19 protein-coding genes are annotated in these 17,047 nt (G+C 62.1%); all 19 read right to left on the bottom strand.

Going from position 1 to position 17,047, the window contains the following annotated elements:
• Nucleotides 1–134 precede the first annotated feature (134 nt).
• Nucleotides 135–1,271: a flagellar biosynthesis protein FlhB gene (gene flhB, locus ASE80_RS15940; protein ID WP_056859763.1), complete on the bottom strand. Its 1,137-nt coding sequence runs from the start codon at nucleotides 1,269–1,271 to the stop codon at nucleotides 135–137.
• Between the two features lie 3 nt (nucleotides 1,272–1,274).
• Entirely contained in the window at nucleotides 1,275–2,060 is a 786-nt protein-coding gene (fliR, locus tag ASE80_RS15935) for a flagellar biosynthetic protein FliR (RefSeq protein ID WP_056859762.1), read from the bottom strand.
• A 3-nt stretch (nucleotides 2,061–2,063) separates the two neighbouring features.
• Entirely contained in the window at nucleotides 2,064–2,333 is a 270-nt protein-coding gene (fliQ, locus tag ASE80_RS15930; RefSeq protein WP_003214552.1) for a flagellar biosynthesis protein FliQ, read from the bottom strand.
• Nucleotides 2,334–2,337: 4 nt separating this feature from the next.
• Entirely contained in the window at nucleotides 2,338–3,081 is a 744-nt protein-coding gene (gene fliP / locus ASE80_RS15925) for a flagellar type III secretion system pore protein FliP (protein ID WP_056859761.1), read from the bottom strand.
• Nucleotides 3,081–3,521, bottom strand: coding sequence for a flagellar biosynthetic protein FliO (fliO, locus tag ASE80_RS15920; protein ID WP_056859760.1), 441 nt, complete (start codon nucleotides 3,519–3,521; stop codon nucleotides 3,081–3,083). Before fliO ends, fliP begins: the two co-directional genes overlap by 1 nt.
• Before the next feature lies 1 nt (nucleotide 3,522).
• On the bottom strand, nucleotides 3,523–3,990 hold the full coding sequence (gene fliN, locus ASE80_RS15915; RefSeq protein WP_016973409.1) for a flagellar motor switch protein FliN: 468 nt from the start codon (nucleotides 3,988–3,990) through the stop codon (nucleotides 3,523–3,525).
• A 45-nt stretch (nucleotides 3,991–4,035) separates the two neighbouring features.
• Nucleotides 4,036–5,004 (bottom strand): flagellar motor switch protein FliM, encoded by a 969-nt coding sequence (gene fliM / locus ASE80_RS15910; RefSeq protein WP_010166091.1) that lies wholly within the window; start codon nucleotides 5,002–5,004, stop codon nucleotides 4,036–4,038.
• Nucleotides 5,005–5,013: 9 nt separating this feature from the next.
• Nucleotides 5,014–5,517, bottom strand: coding sequence for a flagellar basal body-associated protein FliL (gene fliL, locus ASE80_RS15905; RefSeq protein ID WP_017134945.1), 504 nt, complete (start codon nucleotides 5,515–5,517; stop codon nucleotides 5,014–5,016).
• Nucleotides 5,518–5,738: 221 nt separating this feature from the next.
• The gene (locus tag ASE80_RS15900) at nucleotides 5,739–7,079 is read right to left on the bottom strand and encodes a flagellar hook-length control protein FliK (RefSeq protein WP_056859759.1); all 1,341 of its coding nucleotides are present in this window, start codon (nucleotides 7,077–7,079) and stop codon (nucleotides 5,739–5,741) included.
• Between the two features lie 237 nt (nucleotides 7,080–7,316).
• Nucleotides 7,317–7,661, bottom strand: coding sequence for an Hpt domain-containing protein (locus tag ASE80_RS15895; protein WP_056859758.1), 345 nt, complete (start codon nucleotides 7,659–7,661; stop codon nucleotides 7,317–7,319).
• Nucleotides 7,662–7,691: 30 nt separating this feature from the next.
• Complete coding sequence (locus tag ASE80_RS15890; RefSeq protein WP_056859757.1) at nucleotides 7,692–9,410, bottom strand: ATP-binding SpoIIE family protein phosphatase; 1,719 nt, start codon at nucleotides 9,408–9,410, stop codon at nucleotides 7,692–7,694.
• The gene (locus ASE80_RS15885; protein ID WP_056859756.1) at nucleotides 9,407–9,712 is read right to left on the bottom strand and encodes an STAS domain-containing protein; all 306 of its coding nucleotides are present in this window, start codon (nucleotides 9,710–9,712) and stop codon (nucleotides 9,407–9,409) included. Before ASE80_RS15885 ends, ASE80_RS15890 begins: the two co-directional genes overlap by 4 nt.
• 112 nt (nucleotides 9,713–9,824) lie before the next feature.
• A complete protein-coding gene (gene fliJ / locus ASE80_RS15880) occupies nucleotides 9,825–10,274 on the bottom strand; it encodes a flagellar export protein FliJ (RefSeq protein ID WP_056859755.1) in 450 nt (149 codons plus the stop codon).
• A 3-nt stretch (nucleotides 10,275–10,277) separates the two neighbouring features.
• On the bottom strand, nucleotides 10,278–11,636 hold the full coding sequence (fliI, locus tag ASE80_RS15875) for a flagellar protein export ATPase FliI (RefSeq protein ID WP_017134940.1): 1,359 nt from the start codon (nucleotides 11,634–11,636) through the stop codon (nucleotides 10,278–10,280).
• Nucleotides 11,626–12,390, bottom strand: a complete 765-nt coding sequence (gene fliH / locus ASE80_RS15870) for a flagellar assembly protein FliH (protein ID WP_056859754.1) — start codon at nucleotides 12,388–12,390, stop codon at nucleotides 11,626–11,628. Before fliH ends, fliI begins: the two co-directional genes overlap by 11 nt.
• A gap of 10 nt (nucleotides 12,391–12,400) precedes the next feature.
• Nucleotides 12,401–13,420 (bottom strand): flagellar motor switch protein FliG, encoded by a 1,020-nt coding sequence (fliG, locus tag ASE80_RS15865; RefSeq protein WP_010208743.1) that lies wholly within the window; start codon nucleotides 13,418–13,420, stop codon nucleotides 12,401–12,403.
• Nucleotides 13,413–15,188: a flagellar basal-body MS-ring/collar protein FliF gene (fliF, locus tag ASE80_RS15860; protein ID WP_056859753.1), complete on the bottom strand. Its 1,776-nt coding sequence runs from the start codon at nucleotides 15,186–15,188 to the stop codon at nucleotides 13,413–13,415. Before fliF ends, fliG begins: the two co-directional genes overlap by 8 nt.
• A 16-nt stretch (nucleotides 15,189–15,204) precedes the next feature.
• Nucleotides 15,205–15,534, bottom strand: a complete 330-nt coding sequence (fliE, locus tag ASE80_RS15855; RefSeq protein ID WP_016972029.1) for a flagellar hook-basal body complex protein FliE — start codon at nucleotides 15,532–15,534, stop codon at nucleotides 15,205–15,207.
• A gap of 131 nt (nucleotides 15,535–15,665) precedes the next feature.
• Nucleotides 15,666–17,045: a sigma-54-dependent transcriptional regulator gene (locus ASE80_RS15850; protein ID WP_056859752.1), complete on the bottom strand. Its 1,380-nt coding sequence runs from the start codon at nucleotides 17,043–17,045 to the stop codon at nucleotides 15,666–15,668.
• Between the last annotated feature and the right edge of the window lie 2 nt (nucleotides 17,046–17,047).

Raw genomic sequence — 17,047 nt, 5'->3', positions numbered from 1 at the left:
TGGCAGCTTTGCTCCCACTCGTGCTTCTAGCACCGCGGACTCACAGCTTGCCATCCACCCCTCTCACCACAGAGTTTATTCCCAGATCAAGACACAAGCCGGGCTTGCCCGCGATGGCGTCGGTGCAGAACGACTCACGAATCGCGGCGCAGCTCCGGTGGAATCGGCAGATCCTTGAGCGGGTCTGGCCGTTTGCCCTTGCCCGCGCGGTATTGGCGGATCTGGTACACGTAGGCCAACACCTGCGCCACGGCGAGGTACAGGCCAGCGGGGATTTCCTGGTCGAGGTCGGTGGAGTAGAAGATCGACCGCGCCAGCTCCGGCGATTCCAGCAGCAGAATGTCGTTGGCCACGGCGATTTCGCGAATCTTCAGCGCGGTAAAGTCGCTGCCCTTGGCCAGCAACATCGGCGCGCCGCCCTTCTCCGGGTCGTACTTGAGCGCCACGGCGTAATGGGTCGGGTTGGTGATGACCACATCGGCGTCGGGCACCGCCGCCATCATCTTGCGCTGGGACATTTCCCGCTGCAGCTGGCGAATCCGCTGCTTGACCTCGGGGCGGCCTTCCTGGTCCTTGTGCTCGTCGCGCACTTCCTGCTTGGTCATCAGCAGTTTCTTGTGGCTTTCCCACAGCTGAATCGGCGCATCCACGGCGGCGATGATGATCAGCCCGCAGGCCATCCACAGCGCACTCCAGCCCACCACCTGCACACTGTGAATGATGGCCGATTCCAGCGGCTCATGGGCAATGCGCAGCAAGTCGTCGATGTCGGAGGACAACACCGTCAACGCCACAAACAGGATCAGGATGAATTTCGCCAGGGCCTTGAGCAGCTCCACCAGCGCCTTGGTGGAGAACATGCGCTTAAGCCCAGGCCCAGGGTTCATGCGGCTGAACTTGGGCGCCATGCTGCCGGCGGCAAACAGCCAGCCGCCGAGGGACACCGGCCCGATCAGCGCCGCCAGCAACAGGGTGATCAGCACCGGCTGCACCGCCAGAATCGCGATCTTGCCCGAGTGCAACAGGTACTGGCCCATGGCGCCGGGGCTCAGCAGCACTTCGCGCGGCAGTGAGAAGTTGAGCTTCATCAGCTCCATCAGGTCCAGCGCCAGGCCACCGCCGTAGATCAGCAGGCCACCGGCACCGGCGAGCATCACCGCCAAGGTGTTGAGTTCTTTGGAGCGGGCAATCTCGCCCTTTTCCCTGGAGTCCTTTTTACGTTTCTCCGTGGGGTCTTCTGTTTTGTCCTGGCCACTCTCGCTCTCGGCCATGGCTCAACGCGCCCGTGCCAGATCACGTAAGAACTGCAAGGCGTCGGTGGCCAGCGGTTGATACTGATTGAGAATGTCGGCCATGCCGATCCAGAAAATCCCCATGCCCAACACCAGGGTCAGCGGGAAACCAATCGAAAAAATGTTCAGTTGCGGCGCCGCGCGGGTCATCACGCCAAACGCGATGTTGACCACCAGCAGCGCAGTAATCGCCGGCAACACCAGCAATAATGAGGCGCCCAGCACCCAGCTCATGCGCCCGACCAACTCCCAGAAGTGGTTGACCACCAGCCCCGAGCCCACCGGCAAGGTGGTGAAGCTTTCGGTCATAACCTCGAACACCACCAGATGGCCGTTCATCGCCAGGAAAATCAGGGTCACCAGCATGGTCAGGAACTGCCCGATCACCGCCACCGACACGCCGTTGGTAGGGTCGACCATGGACGCGAAGCCCATGCCCATCTGGATCGAGATGATCTGCCCGGCGATCACAAACGCCTGGAAGAACAACGTCAGCGAGAAGCCCATTATCGCGCCGATCAATATCTGCTCGGCAATCAGCAACAACGCGCTGAGGTCCAGGGCATTCACCGGCGGCATCGGCGGCAAGCCGGGCACGATGACGATGGTAATGGCGAAGGCAAAATACAAGCGGATGCGCCTCGGCACCAAGGTGGTCCCGAACACCGGCATGGTCATCAGCACCGCCGTGACGCGAAACATCGGCAAAATGAAAGACGCCACCCAGGTGCTGATCTGGGTGTCGGTCAAGGCCAGTACCGATTGCATCGGTCAGCCGATCAACTGCGGAATACTGCCGTACAGCTGCAGGATGTATTCCATAAAGGTTTGCACCAGCCACGGGCCGGCGACGATCAGGGTGATCAGCATCACCAGCAAACGCGGGAGGAAACTCAGGGTTTGTTCGTTGATCTGGGTCGCGGCCTGGAACATCGCCACCAGCAGGCCCACCAACAGGCTCGGCACCACCAGCACGGCGACCATCATGGTGGTCAGCCACAGCGCTTCACGGAACAGGTCAACCGCTACTTCTGGCGTCATGGCGCTACACCCCGCCGAAACTGCTGGCCAGGGTGCCGATAATCAGCGCCCAGCCGTCCACCAGCACAAACAGCATGATCTTGAACGGCAACGAAATAATCAGCGGCGACAGCATCATCATGCCCATGGCCATCAGCACGCTCGCCACCACCAGGTCGATGATCAGGAACGGGATAAAGATCATGAAGCCGATCTGGAACGCGGTTTTCAATTCGGACGTGACGAAGGCCGGCACCAGAATGGTCAGCGGTGCCTGATCCGGCGTGGCAATGTCGGTGCGCTTGGACAGGCGCATAAACAGCTCAAGGTCGCTGGAACGGGTTTGCGAGAGCATGAAGTCCTTGATCGGCCCCTGGGCCTTGTCGATCGCGTCCTGAGCCGAGAGTTTTTCGGCCAGGTAGGGTTGCAAGGCTTGCTGGTTCACCTTGTCGAACACCGGCGCCATGATGAACAAGGTCAAAAACAGCGCCATGCCGGTGAGGATCTGGTTCGACGGCGTCTGCTGCAGGCCCAGGGCCTGACGCAGAATCGAGAACACGATGATGATCCGCGTAAAGCTGGTCATCAGCATGACAAACGCCGGGATAAAACTCAGCGCGGTCATGATCAGCAAAATCTGCAGGCTGACCGAGTATTCCTGCGCGCCGGCCGCGTTGGTGCCCAGGGTGATCGCCGGGATCGACAACGGGTCGGCTGCCAACGCCAGCGGCGCGGCCAGCAACAGCATGAGCGTCAATAAAACGCGCATTACTTCTTATCCTTCTGATCCTTGCCCAGCAACTCCATCAGGCGCTGGGCGAATTCCGGCGTGGCGGCCTCGGTTTTGGTCGCGTCCACCGGCGTCTTGAGTACGTGCAACGGGGTGATGCGACCGGGCGTGATGCCGAGCAGGATTTGCTCTTCGCCCACTTGCACCAGCACCAGCCGATCACGCGGGCCGAGGGCGCGCGAGCCGATCATCTCGATCACCTGGGCATTGCCCGGCCCAATGCGCTGCACGCGGCGCATCAACCAGGCCAGCACGAAGATCAGGCCGACCACCAGCAACAGGCCCAGCACCAGCTGGGTCAATTGCCCACCGATGCCACTGCTGACCACCGGCGCCGCAGTGACCACTGGGGCGATCGGCTCAGCCGCCATGGCGCTCAATGGCAGCGCCAGGAACAGTCCCGCCATCGAATACTTCATATCAGCGCAACTTCTTGATGCGTTCGCTTGGGCTGATCACGTCCGTCAGGCGGATGCCGAACTTCTCGTTGACCACCACCACCTCGCCATGGGCGATCAGGGTGCCGTTGACCAGTACGTCCAGCGGCTCACCGGCCAGGCGGTCGAGCTCGATCACCGAACCCTGGTTGAGTTGCAGCAGGTTGCGGATGTTGATTTCGGTGCTGCCGACTTCCATGGAGATCGACACCGGAATGTCGAGGATCACATCCAGGTTCGGGCCGTCGAGGGTCACCGGGTCGTTGTTTTTCGGCACGCTGCCGAATTCTTCCATCGGCAGGCGCTTGCCGGCCGGCGACGTGGCGGCGTCGGCGGCCAGCAGCGCGTCGATGTCGTCCTGGCCGACATCGCCGGTTTCTTCCAGGGCCGCGGCCCATTCGTCAGCCAGGGCCTGGTCTTCGGCGGAAGTGTTTTCGTGTTCGGTAGCCATTACATGTCCTCGGCGCAGCAAAAATTCATCGATAGAAGGGGCAGATCAGCGACGGTTGATCGGTTCGATCACTTGCAACGCCAGGTTGCCTTTGTGGGAACCGAGCTTGACCTTGAACGACGGCACGCCGTTGGCGCGCATGATCAGCTCTTCCGGCAGTTCCACAGGGATCACGTCCCCCGGTTGCATGTGCAAAATATCGCGCAAACGCAGCTGGCGACGGGCCACAGTGGCGCTTAACGGCACGTCGACGTCCAGCAGGTCTTCGCGCAGGGCCTTGACCCAGCGTTCGTCCTGGTCGTCGAGGTCGGACTGGAAGCCGGCATCGAGCATTTCGCGCACCGGCTCGATCATCGAGTACGGCATGGTCACGTGCAGGTCGCCGCCACCGCCATCGAGTTCGATGTGGAAGGTGGAGACCACGATGGCTTCGCTGGGGCCGACGATGTTGGCCATGGCCGGGTTCACTTCCGAGTTGATGTACTCGAAATTGACTTCCATGATCGCCTGCCAGGCCTCCTTCAAGTCGATGAAGGCTTGTTCCAGCACCATGCGCACCACACGCAATTCGGTGGGGGTGAATTCACGCCCTTCGATCTTGGCGTGGCGGCCGTCGCCGCCGAAGAAGTTGTCCACCAGCTTGAACACCAGCTTGGCGTCGAGGATAAACAGCGCGGTACCGCGCAGCGGCTTGATCTTGACCAGGTTGAGGCTGGTGGGCACGTACAGCGAGTGCACGTATTCACCGAACTTCATCACCTGCACGCCGCCCACCGCCACGTCCGCCGAACGGCGCAGCATGTTGAACATGCTGATACGGGTGTAGCGGGCGAAACGTTCGTTGATCATCTCCAGGGTCGGCATGCGCCCACGGACGATACGATCCTGGCTGGTGAGGTCATAACTTTTGACGCTGCCGGGCTCGGCAGCCATTTCGGTCTGTACCAGACCATCGTCGACGCCATGCAACAGCGCGTCGATTTCATCCTGGGACAGCAGGTCTTGCACGGCCATGTCGTGATCCTACTGCAATACGAAGTTAGTGAAGAGCGCCTGCTCGACCACGACTTTGCCGAGCTCTTTCTGGGCCACTTCCTGCACGCTGGCAGTGACCTTCTGACGCAGCATTTCCTGGCCGACCGGGGTGGCCAGGCTGTCGAAGCTCTGGCCGGAGAACAGCATCACCAGGTTGTTGCGGATCACCGGCATATGCACTTTAAGCGCATCCAGGTCCGCCTGGTTACGCGCCAGCAAGGTGATGCTCACCTGCAGGTAGCGTTGGCGACCGTTCTGATTGTAGTTGGCGACAAAGGCCGGCAGCATCGGCTCGAAGATTGCCGGTTGCTTGACGTTAGTGGCGGTTTCGGCGGCGGGTGCCGGTTTGCTCGCACTGCTGTGCATGATGTACCACGTGCCGCCAATCGAGGCGCCAATAGCCAGGAGCAGGCCCAGCACAATCAGCAGGATCAGCTTGAGCTTGCCTTTGCCTGCGGGTGGGGTTGCTGCTGCGTCGTCGCTCTTCGCCATGCCAATAATCCGTCACTATTCGGGGATTCATAGATCTACGGGAAGGCAAGAGCAAGTGTTATGCCAGAGTTGTCTGGCAGTTGGGGAGAGAACTAACACCACAAACCAAATGTGGGAGCTGGCTTGCCTGCGATGGCGGTGGGTCAGTTAATACTTCTGTAACTGATACACCGCTATCGCAGGCAAGCCAGCTCCCACATTGACCGCGTTTTCGGCTTAAGTCAGGCGTAGTAATCGACGGCGCTGGAGCCAACAATTGTCTGAGTCACCGGCGCGACCGCCGCCGCCACTTCAGCAGCGTCACCCGCATCGCCGCCATCACCGCGCCCGCCACTGCCGCTTATGCCGCGTGCCTGGTTCTGCTGCTGTTGTTCCTGGCCCTGCCCCTGCCAGCCACGGGACTGGTCGGACACATTGACGTCCACCTGCCCCATGCCCTGCTGGGCAAACATCTCGCGCAAACGGCCGGACTGGCTTTCCAGCGCTTCACGCACCACGGCGTGGCCGCTCATGAAGTTGACCTGGGCTTGCTGGTCGGCGGTCATATTGACCTTGATATCCAGGCGCCCCAGTTCCGCCGGTTGCAACTGAATCTCCGCCGACTTGAGGTTGGCGCTGGACAGGTACATCACGCGGTTGACCACTTCTTCGGTCCAGCCGCTCTGGTGCATGGCCAGCGGCGCATTGGCCACTGGCGGCAAGGCATTTGCGGTTTTCGGCGTGGCGGCCTGGGTCAGCGCGGCCAGGCGGTTGGCGAAATCATCCACGCGGGTGTCGCTGCCGGCGTCTTTCAAATCCTTGAGGCCGCCTTCGATCAGCCCGCTGAAGGCCTTGTCGCCGCCCTGGTCAGTACTGTCTTTGGTGGCTTGCTGGTCAACCATGCTGGCAAGACCTGCCGCAAAGTTTTGCGCGGCGGTCGGTTGATCCTGAGCGGTGGTTGGCGCAGCTTTCTGTGGCGTCTGGCTGCTGGCCGACACATGGCCGCCCTGCTCCATCGCCAGGCGCACGGCCGGCATCGAATCCAGCGGGTCGGCTTCGGGGTCGAAGGCCGGTTGCTTGGCATCTTCGGTTGCCGCAACCGGCGCCGCGACCACCGGCTGGGCCTTGTCATCATCGGCCGCGACCGGCGCTGGCGTGGGCACTGGGACAGGCACCGGCGTAACGGCGGCGACCAATGCCGGGTCAACCACCGGATCAACCGCAGGCTGCTGCGCCAGGGCCGGGTCGGCGGGCTTGTCGTCATCACTGCTGGCGCTGTCGTCGGCCTTGGCCGGCCTGGCAGGCAAGGGATTGCCGCTATCGGCAACCGCCGGCGGGCTGGCGGCAGGCTTGTCGTTGCTGGCAACCGGCTTGGTATTGGTGTCCGCGGGCTTGTCACGCGTGACTTTGGCCGGGCTGTCGTCGGGCTTCAGCGTGGGCTTGGGGCTTTGGTTGGCAAACACTTGAGCGAAGCCAGGGCCCTTGTCCTGTGGGGCCGCAACCGCTACCGGGGAAGTAGCGGCAGGCGCTTGAGGCTTGGCCGCGGGGGCAGCCTGAAGGAGCGAATTGGGGGCGACTGGCATAGGTAAAGGTCTCCACTGCACTGGGGGTCGGGGATGCAGTATTAGGAGGTAGAGCAAGAGTTGGGCCAGGTTTGCGGGGCAAAGACAAATGACAGGTAAAACACAGTCTAAATGTGGGAGCGGGCTTGCTCGCGAAAGCGCAGTGTCAGTCGATGAATTCGTTGCCGACACACCGCTTTCGCGAGCAAGCCCGCTCCCACAGTTTGATCCGCACAGGACTGATACAACTTTGGTGATTCAGAGGCCGAAGCGCTGCCTTTCCGACTCATACAGCGGCCGCACCAACGCAAACTCATGATCAATCTGGTCGACCAGCGCACCCAAGTCCGCCGTCAGCTCGACGGACTCCGCCTCCAGCCGCTGACACAGATACGCCAACCGCACCGCCCCAAGATTGCCACTGCTGCCCTTGAAGCTATGGGCAATCCGGCCCAACGCCTTGGCGTCACCACGCGACTTGCGCAACGCATCGATGCGCTTTTGCGAATCGTCCAGAAAGGTATCCAGCAACTTCGGATACTCGCTTTCCATCACTTCCTGCAGGCCCGTCAGCACATCAGGGTCCAGATGAATCTCAAGCACTTGTTCGCTCCTTGATCAAGAATCGGCGGATTATGCCAGAGCCCCCCAGCAAAACTCCACGCATACACTGCGCCCGCCATCGGTCCAGCGTACATCGCTGCTCAGTTGCCGTACCAGGCTCAGCCCCCGGCCGGACAGGCGGTCGATATCCAGCGGCCGCGCCAGCACCTGCTCCACGTCGAACCCCGGGCCACTGTCCTCGATGCGCAGCGTCATTTTGCCGCCCGTGGCAGTCGGCACCACCTGCACATGCACCCGCACATAACCGCTGTTCAACTGCGCCAGGCGCTGGTTGCGCTGGCGGTAATACTCGGCAAACCCCTGGGCATCACGCTTGAGTCGCGAATCCAGGCCCAGCACGCCATGCTCCAGCGCATTGGAATACAGCTCGGCCATCACGCTGTACAGCGCCCCGCTCTGCCCGCGCAGGCCGTGAATCTCCAGCAACAACTGCAACAGGTACGGCAACGGGTTGTAGCTTTTGAGCGTGCGCGCACGAAACTCGAAGCTCACCGACCAATCCAGCGGGCACGACTGGCCACTGTCAGCGTACAGCGGCTCAGCCGCCCGCGACGGCTGGCCCGCCTGCAAGGTGATCTCCACCATGCTCACATCATCGCGCGCCTCGCCCCGGAACGCCGCCAGGGCCTGCTCAATATCCTCAAACAAGCGGTCGGGCTTGCGATTGCTGGCAAATACCTGCTGCAAGCGCGCGGCGCCAAATAACTGTTCATTGGCGTCGGCAGTGTCCAGCACCCCATCGGACAGCAAGAACACCCGGTCGCCCAGGGCCATGGGCCAGACTTCGGTGCTGTCATCAAACGCCTGCGCCGACAGCACACCCAGCGGCAGGTGCCGCGACACCAACGGCGTGCGCTTGCCGGTGGCGATCTCATGCACATAGCCGTCGGGCATACCGCCGTTCCACACCTCTACCACGCGCCGCTGGGCACTCAGGCACACCAGGGTGGCGCAGCAGAACATGTCCACCGGCAGGATGCGCTTGAGCTTGGCATTCATCTCGCGCAGGGTCTGCGCCAGGCCGTAGCCCTTGGCGGTCATGCCGTAGAACACTTCCGCCAGCGGCATGGCGCCCACGGCGGCCGGCAGGCCATGGCCAGTGAAGTCACCGAGCAACACATGCATGTCGCCGGAGGGCGTGTAGGCCGCCAGCAACAGGTCGCCGTTGAACAGCGCATAAGGCGATTGCAGGTAACGAATGTTCGGCGCCGCGTTGATGCAACCCGAATGCGCCACCTTGTCGAACACCGCCTTGGCCGCACGTTGCTCATGCAACAGGTAATCGTGGTGCCGAGCGATCTGGTCGCGCTGGCGCAGCACCATGGCCTGCAGACGCCGCAGGCGGTCCATGGCATTGATCTTGGCGGCCAGGATCAGCGGGTTATAGGGTTTGGGCAGGAAATCATCGCCACCGGCATCCAGGCATTGGGCCAAGGCTTCGCTTTCGCGCAGCGAGGTGAGGAAGATGATCGGCACCAGCGCCTCCCCCGCCAACTGCTTAATCCGCCGTGCCGCCTCAAAGCCGTCCATCACCGGCATCAGGGCGTCCATCAACACCAGTTGCGGGCGTTCACGGGTGAACACCTCGACGGCTTGCGCGCCATTGGTGGCGGTGAGCACCTGATGGCCCTGACGCCGAATGATGGTCGACAGCAACAGCAGATCGGCGGCGCTGTCTTCGGCGATCAGGATCGTCAGCGCCTCGAGTACGGGGGCCAGGGTATTCAACTGATGTCGAACAGTTTGTCGAAGTTGGAGATGGCGAGGATCTTGCGCACATCGGAGTTGCTGTTGATGACCTGCACTTCGGCGTCATCACCACCGGCGTGATCACGCAACAGCAGGAGCATGCCCAGGGCGGAGCTGTCCATGTAGGTGGCGTCCTTCAGGTCCACCACGTAGATCTCGGGCACTTTGTAGAACCGCTCGTAGGCATCACGAAAGGCTTGGTGGTTACCGAAATCGAATCGGCCTCTTACTCTAATCGTCAACTTCGTCCCATCCAGGGACACTTCTGACTCGACTGACATGTGACTGCTTCCTTGTCATTGGCAATGTGCAACAAGGTTTAGCAGCTGATAGAGATGTGAGCAACACTGATACTCAAATGTGGGAGCTCCCACAGTAGGCAAGTGGAAACTGTTAGTACTGTGACTGGCGCGGAAGTCGCTGTGATAACTCATCGAGCAGCTTCTGCTCGCGCTTGTCTTCAAGCGCCCGCGCTTCGTCGATATAACGCTGCACCAGCTTGCGTAACCCTTCAACCCGGGCAAACGCCGCTTGCCAAGCCTCACGAGCCTTATCGAGATTGTTCTGGTGCCAGGCCAGGCTCTGGCGCTGTTGGCCCACAGCGGTCTCCAGCTGGTTGAGAAAGCCCTGGTAGCCCATCAGCCACTGGCCGGAGACGCCCTTGCTGCCGCGCTCGATCCATTGCTGCTGGTACTCGCCGCGAAAGCGCTCCAGGTCGCCCAGCTTGCTCTCCGCCAGGCGCACCTGACCCTGGAAATACCCCAGGCGTTGCACGGCGGTTTTCTCGGCCTTTTCGGCCATGTCCACCACTGGGGCCAGGCGTGAAGAACGCGTGCTGGCCATGGCTTAACCGCCCGGCGCCGGGGCGAAGATCGAGCCCAGGTGGGCTTCGCTTTCGCCCATGCTGATCTTGTCGTTCAGGCCCTGGCGCAAGTAGCTCACCAGTTGCGGCTGCAGCGCGATGGCCAGGTCGGTTTCGCGATCACCACCGGCCACGTAGGCGCCGACGCTGATCAGGTCGCGGCTCTGCTGATAACGCGACCACAGTTGTTTGAAGTGCTGCGCACGGGCCATGTGCTCGGGCGTGACCACCGCCGGCATCACCCGGCTGATCGAGGCTTCGATGTCGATGGCCGGGTAGTGCCCTTCTTCGGCCAGGCGCCGCGACAGCACGATGTGGCCGTCGAGCACGCCCCGCGCCGAGTCGGCAATCGGGTCTTGCTGGTCATCGCCTTCGGACAACACCGTATAGAACGCGGTGATCGAACCGCCACCGGCCTCGGCATTACCGGCGCGCTCTACCAGCTTGGGCAGCTTGGCAAACACTGACGGCGGATAACCCTTGGTGGCAGGCGGTTCGCCGATGGCCAGGGCGATTTCCCGCTGGGCCTGGGCAAACCGCGTGAGCGAGTCCATCAGCAACAGGACATTCTTGCCCTTGTCGCGAAAATATTCGGCAATGCGCGTGCAGTACATCGCGGCGCGCAGGCGCATCAGCGGCGCATCGTCGGCTGGGGATGCAACGACGACGGAGCGCTTGAGGCCCTCTTCACCGAGGCTGTGCTCGATGAATTCCTTAACTTCACGGCCGCGCTCGCCGATCAGCCCGACCACGATAATGTCGGCCTCGGTAAAGCGCGTCATCATGCCCAGCAACACCGACTTACCCACGCCGGTACCGGCAAACAGGCCCAGACGCTGGCCGCGACCGACCGTCAATAAACCGTTGATGCTGCGAATGCCCACGTCCAGCGGCACGCTGATGGGGTTGCGGTTGAGCGGGTTGATGGTCGGGCCGTCCATCGGCACCCAGTCTTCGGCCTTCATCCCGCCTTTGCCGTCGAGTGCGCGACCGGCGCCATCGAGCACGCGGCCGAGCATGCTCATGCCCATGGGCAGGCGGCCGGTGTCGGCCAAGGGCACCACGCGGGCGCCGGGGGCGATGCCCGCGAGGCTACCGACCGGCATGAGGAAAATCTTGCTGCCGGAAAAGCCCATCACCTCGGCTTCGACCTGCACCGGGTGGTAGCTGTCGTCGTTGATCACCAGGCAGCGGCTGCCCATGGCGGCGCGCAGGCCTTCGGCCTCGAGGGTCAGGCCGACCATGCGCAGCAGGCGCCCTTCGAGGATCGGCTGGCCTGGCAACTCCGTGGCCTCGGCGTAGCCACCCAGGCGCTTGGCGAAGCTGGTGCGATCAAGGCGCATCGGTAGCGTCCAGGTCCACACTCAGGTCAGGTTCGGCGGGGTTCAACACCTGCTCATGCACCTGATCCAACAGCTTGGCCATGATCTGGCTGATGCGGGTTTCCACCGTGGCATCGATGCGGCTGTGTTCGGTCTCCACGCGGCACCCACCGGGCAACAACGCCGCGTCCTCGACGATGCGCCAGGTTTCTTCATGGCGCTCGCGCAGGGCTTTGACCTGTTCGAAATCCTGCGGGTTGATGTACAGGCGCACATTGCCCACGCCCAACGGCAACAGCTTGAGGGCTTCGCGCATGACGCTTTCGATATGGCTGGAATCGAGCACCAGTTCGCGCTGGATCACCTGGCGGGCGATGTGCTCGACCAGGCCGACCATGGCTTTTTCGATCTGCGAATCCTGCTCGGCAATCGGGTCGAACAGCGTGCCCATCAGCCGCTCAAGGCTGGCGAGTTTGACGCTGAGCGCCTCTTCGGCTTCCTGGCGCACCTTGAGGGTGGTGCTGCGAAAGCCGTCTTTTTCGCCGGCGGCAAAGCCTTCGTTGTAGGCTTCCTGGCGGATGGCCTCCAACTCTTCAAGGGTCAGCGGCTGGACTTCATCCAGCGGCACTTCTTCCATCTCCACCGGCGTTTCAACCACCGGTTCAGGCTCAGGCTCCGGCACATGCGGATCGAAGCTGGGCAGCGACCAGATGTCGAACCCGCCGACATCCCGCGCGCGAATCAGATCGCTGGGCGTCTCATCTTTGTTCGACATGGGACGCGCCTTAGATCATTTCTTCGCCGCCCTTCCCGCCGAGAACGATTTCTCCGGCTTCGGCCATACGGCGGGCAATGGTGAGGATTTCCTTCTGCGCGGTTTCGACGTCGCTGACGCGCACCGGGCCTTTGGCTTCGAGGTCGTCACGCAACAGTTCGGAAGCACGCTTGGACATGTTCTTGAAGATCTTCTCTTTGACGTTTTCGTCCGAGCCCTTGAGGGCCAGCACCAGCACGTCGGAGGAGACTTCGCGCAGCAACGCCTGAATGCCACGGTCGTCGACATCGGAGAGGTTGTTGAACACAAACATGAGGTCTTCGATCTGGCCGGACAGGGTGTCGTCGATCTCGCGGATCGAGTCCATCAACTGGCCTTCGACCGAGCTGTCGAGGAAGTTCATGATGTCGGCCGCACGCTTGATGCCGCCCAAGGTGGTGCGCGAAGCATTCGAGTTGCCGGAGAACTGCTTCTCCAGAATCGTGTTGAGTTCTTTCAGGGCTGCTGGCTGCACGGTGTTCAGCGACGACACGCGCAGGATGATGTCCAGGCGCACTTTATGGTCGAAGTGGCCGAGCACTTCACCGGCCTGGTCCGGGTCGAGGTACGCCACGACGATCGCCTGGATCTGCGGGTGCTCGTAGCGGATCACGTCGGCCACCGCGCGCGGTTCCATCCACTTGAGGCTGTCCAGGCCACTGGTATTGCCGCCCAGCAGGATGCGGTCGATCAGGCCGTTGGCCTTGTCTTCGCCAAGAGCCGAGGTGAGCATCTTGCGGATATAGCTGTCGGAGCCGACGCCCAGGCTGGTCTGGTCGCCGACGATCTCGACGAACTCGCTCATCACCTGCTCGACTTGCTCGCGGTGCACATTGCGCATCTGCGCCATGGCCACGCCCACCCGCTGGACCTCTTTAGGCCCCATGTGGCGCAGCACTTGGGCGGCGTCGGTTTCACCCAGGGACAGCAGCAGAACTGCGGCTTTGTCGACCTTGGTGAGCTTGGCAACAGCGGCTCGATTATCACTCATCTGCGTTGATCCACTCTTTCACGACCTGAGCCACACGGCCCGGGTCTTCTGCTACCAGACTCTTGATTGCATTCAGCTGAGCGTCGTAGCCTTCGCTCGGGCTTGGCAACAGGATGCTTTGCGGGCCGCCGAGGCTGACGCGGTCGTTGGCCAGTTCGCCGTCCAGGCCGCCCATGCCACCCAACTCGACGTCGCCACCGGCCAAAGCCAGCTGTTTCTTGCCGTTGCCGGTGATGTTGTTGAGCACCGGGCGCAGCACGCCGAACACCAGCACCAGGATAAACAACACACCCAGCACTTGTTTAACGATGTCCCAGAACCATGGCTGCGTGTAGAACGCCGGGTCGGCGATCACTTCGGCGCGCTCGGCGGAGAACGGCATATTGATCACGCTGACGCTGTCTCCACGGCTGGCGTCGAAACCGACGGCGTCCTGTACCAGACGCGTGAAACGCGCCAATTCATCGGTGCTCCACGGCGCACGGGTGACAGCGCCATCCGCCGGGTTGACCTTGACCTGATCATCGACCACCACCGACACCGACAGGCGATTGATCTTGCCCTGCTGCTGTTTGGTGTGGCTGATGGAACGGTCGAGTTCGAAGTTCTTGGTCGACTGGTTACGCTTGTCCGCCGGGTACGGTGCGAGCATGGGCTGGCCGGTGGCCGGGTCCATGATCTGCTGGCCGTTGGCGTCCAACAGTGGTTGGCCTGGCTGGATCGCGCCAGCCGTGGCAGCGGCGCCACCGGTGGTTTGTGGTGCAGTCGCCGGTGCCGGCGGCTGGTTGCTCAGGGCACCCGGCACACCTTGCGGGCCATTGCTGGCGGTACGTTGTTCGCTGGTGGACTGCTCGCTGCGCAGCGCAGGCTGGTCCGGGTTGAACTGTTCGGAGGTCGACTCGACCGCGCTGAAATCCACGTCGGCGGACACTTCAGCCTTGTAGCGGTCATTGCCCAGCACCGGTTGCAGGATGTTGTGCACGCGCTGGGTCAGCATGCTTTCCATGCGGCGGCTGTAGTCGAACTGCTTGCCGGCCTGGGTCAGCGCGGAGTTCTCGGCCTGGTCCGACAGCAGGTTGCCCTTCTGGTCGACCACGGTGATTTGCGACTTGCTCAATTCGGGAACGCTGGTGGCCACCAGGTTGATGATCGCCAGTACCTGGCCAGGCTCCAGGGAGCGGCCGGAAAACAGTTCAACCAATACCGAAGCGCTGGGCTTGCGTTCGTCACGCACGAACACCGAGCTTTTCGGGATCGCCAGGTGCACGCGGGCGCCCTTGACGTTGTTCAAGCTGCTGATGGTGCGCGCCAGTTCGCCTTCCAGGCCACGACGGTAGCGGGTGGCCTCCATGAACTGGCTGGTGCCCAGGCCCTGATCCTTGTCGAGGATTTCAAAACCGATATTGCTGTCGGACGGCGTCACGCCGGCAGCGGCCAGCTTCATGCGCGCACGGGCCACGTCATCGGACTTGACCAGCAAGGCGCCGGAATTGGGCTCCACGGTGTAGGCGATGTCGGCGGCGGCCAGGGTTTCCATGATCTGCTTGGAATCCATGCCGGCCAGGCTGCCGTACAGCGGACGGTAATCGGGTTGTTGCGACCACAACACCACGGCAAAACCAATCGCCACGCTCGCCGCCAGGCCGACCATCAGGCCCACCTGCCGCAGCATGGTCATTTCCGAGAGGTTTTCCAGGAACGACAGGCCAAACAGCGGCGGCTTGCCGTCTGCCTTGGCGGGTACGTTGTCGGAGACTGCTTCTGCCATGACTTAAATCTCGTCCTTAAACCGGCATCTGCATGATGTCTTGATAAGCCTGAACCAGCTTGTTACGCACTTGGGTCAAGGCTTGAAAGGAAACGCTGGCCTTTTGCGAAGCGACCATCACATCGGTGAGGTCCACGCCGCTCTTGCCGATCTCGAAGGCGGTGGCCAACTGATTGGAGGCTTGCTGGGTGTCGCTGACTTTGTTGATTGCCTGACCGAGCATGTCGGCAAAACTGCTTTGGCCCAATTCCGGCGCTGGCGCGACGGATTTCGGTTGAGCCATGGCATCCATTTGCATGGAGCGCATATCCAACATCAACCGATTGAACTCAATACCCTGGCTCATGACCTTCTCTCTCCGACGACCCGCAATTTTTTGACACTACGCAGCAATTACCAGGGGAGGTAGCAACAAGGGTGCCAGCTCTGTAGCAACTCGTAAGAAAAGGCGACAAACCTTGTCGACCTTGTTACCGGTCAGGTGGCGAACAGGTAGGCTTCCACGTCCATCCCGGCGTCGCGCATCTGCGCCAGCTTGTAGCGCAAGGTGCGTGGGCTGATACCCAGACGTTCAGCGGCCTCTTTGCGACGGCCGCGCTCGGCACGCAAGGTGTCGATGATCATCTGGAATTCGCGGCGGCGCAGGTCGTCGCCCAGCGCACCGCCGGACTCGGTGTCGGCAGCCGCCACCGGTGCGGGCGCCAGGCTCGGCAACGGCGCGCTGCCACTGCCCATGGCCAGGCAGAAGTCTTGCGGCTGGATCAAACCGCCCTGCTGCAAAATCAGCGCACGCTGGATAGCGTTGTCCAATTCGCGCACATTGCCGGGCCATGGGTAGCTGATCAGGCAAGCCTGAGCCTCGGCCGACAGCCGCGCCTGGGCGTGCTTCATTTTTTTGACGTGGTTGTTCAGCAGGCGCTCGGCCAGCGGGATGATGTCCGCCGGGCGTTCGCGCAACGGGCGCCAGGCCAGCGGGAATACGGATAGCCGATAGAACAGGTCTTCACGAAAGCGCCCCGCCGCCACTTCGCCCGCAAGGTCGCGGTTGGTGGTGGCAACCACGCGGATATCCAGCTGGATCGGCTTGCGTGCGCCCACGCGCTCCACCTCACGCTCCTGCAACACCCGCAGCAGCTTGGCTTGCAGGCCCAGGGGCATTTCCGAGATTTCGTCGAGCAGGATGGTGCCGCCGTCGGCCTGTTCGAACTTGCCGGCCTGGGCCGCGATGGCGCCGGTGAACGAGCCTTTTTCATGGCCGAACAAGGTGGCTTCGAGCATGTTGTCAGGGATGGCCGCGCAATTGATCGCGATAAAGGGTTGCTTGGCGCGGCTCGATTGCTGGTGGATATACCGCGCCAGCACTTCTTTACCGGTGCCGGACTCGCCGGAGATCAGCACCGTGGAATCGCTGCGCGCTACGCGGGCCGCCAGTTCCAGCAACTGTGCGCTGGCCGGTTCAAAGGCAATCGGGCCTTCGCCTTCGGCGTTCGAAATAACGCCGAGTGCATGCCGGGCAACCAGTTCTATCAGGGCTTTAGGTTCAAAGGGTTTGACCAGGTAATCCGCCGCGCCCTGGCGCATGGCGTCCACCGCCCGCTCCACGGCGCCATGGGCGGTCATCAGCAGCACCGGCAACTGCGGCTGGCGCGCGCGCAGCAGGCCGAGCAACTGGTGGCCGTCCATGCCGGGCATGTTGACGTCACTGACCACCAGGCTGAAAGATTCCTGCTCGACCGCCTCCAAGGCTTCCTCGGCAGAACCGACCGCCCGGTAGTCATGGCCCGCCAACAGCAGCGTGTCAGCCAATGCTTCACGCAGGGCGCGATCATCTTCGACCAGTAAAACCTTGATAGCCATAG

Origin of the sequence: Pseudomonas sp. Leaf15, assembly GCF_001421425.1 — a bacterium.
Lineage (GTDB): Bacteria > Pseudomonadota > Gammaproteobacteria > Pseudomonadales > Pseudomonadaceae > Aquipseudomonas > Aquipseudomonas salomonii.
The sequence above is the reverse complement of the archived record's forward strand: the minus strand, read 5'-3'. Positions and strand labels throughout refer to the sequence as shown.